Below are 223 nucleotides of genomic sequence, written 5' to 3'. Positions count from 1 at the left end.
ATTATTTAAAAATGGATCATGACAAAGTTGCACATTTATTTAAGTTATTTGAGCAATCAACTTTGGAGTCGCGAAAGCGAGAGATTGTTGCTTTGATTAATAAGGAGTTACGAGTTCATGCTCATGCGGAGCAAGAAATTTTTTATAAGACGCTCGAAAAATTCCCTGAAACACAGGATATTGCACAGCATGGAGAAAAGGAGCATGGTGAGCTTGAAGCGCA

At 37.7% G+C, this 223-nt stretch carries 1 protein-coding gene; it reads left to right on the top strand.

Going from position 1 to position 223, the window contains the following annotated elements; genetic code table 11:
* Nucleotides 1-223 (top strand): hypothetical protein (locus ACD661_RS17000; protein WP_400189020.1); only part of this gene is annotated, 223 nt, incomplete at both ends.

This window comes from Legionella lytica (genome assembly GCF_044626755.1).
GTDB classification, from domain to species: domain Bacteria; phylum Pseudomonadota; class Gammaproteobacteria; order Legionellales; family Legionellaceae; genus Legionella; species Legionella lytica_A.
This window is presented reverse-complemented; position numbering and strand designations above follow the sequence as displayed.